Below are 645 nucleotides of genomic sequence, written 5' to 3'. Positions count from 1 at the left end.
AAACTAAAAAACCCGCCGCAAAGCCTGAAAGAGCTTGTTGAGAGCGATCAAAACTGGCGGGTGATTTATCAGGATCCGCGCACCAGTACGCCGGGGCTGGGCCTGCTGTTGTGGATGCAAAAAGTCTATGGCGATGACGCCCCACAAGCCTGGCAGAAACTGGCGAAGAAAACGGTCACGGTCACCAAAGGCTGGAGCGAAGCCTACGGCCTGTTTTTAAAAGGTGAAAGCGATCTGGTACTGAGTTACACCACCTCTCCAGCTTATCACATTCTCGAAGAGAAGAAAGATAACTACGCCACCGCGAACTTCAGCGAAGGTCACTATTTGCAAGTGGAAGTCGCCGCCCGCACCGCTGCCAGCAAGCAGCCAGAGCTGGCGCAAAAATTCCTCCAGTTTATGGTTTCTCCGGCTTTCCAGAATGCGATCCCAACCGGCAACTGGATGTATCCGGTGGCAAATGTCACGCTGCCTGCCGGGTTTGAACAATTGACCAAACCGGCAACCACGCTGGAGTTCACTCCAGCCGAAGTGGCGGCACAACGTCAGGCATGGATTAGCGAATGGCAACGCGCCGTCAGCCGTTAATTCCCGGCTGGTTAATTCCAGGTGTAAGCGCCGCTACGCTTGTGGTGGCGGTTGCGC

1 protein-coding gene is annotated in these 645 nt (G+C 54.9%); it reads left to right on the top strand.

The genetic code is table 11. The features are described 5' to 3' along the window. On the top strand, positions 1-588 hold a 588-nt coding region (thiB, locus tag AC5O77_RS22020; protein WP_494507199.1), incomplete at its 5' end, for a thiamine ABC transporter substrate binding subunit. Positions 589-645 lie beyond the last annotated feature (57 nt).

Source organism: Stenotrophomonas sp. INTA L402-1 (genome assembly GCF_059295135.1).
The sequence above is the reverse complement of the archived record's forward strand: the minus strand, read 5'-3'. Positions and strand labels throughout refer to the sequence as shown.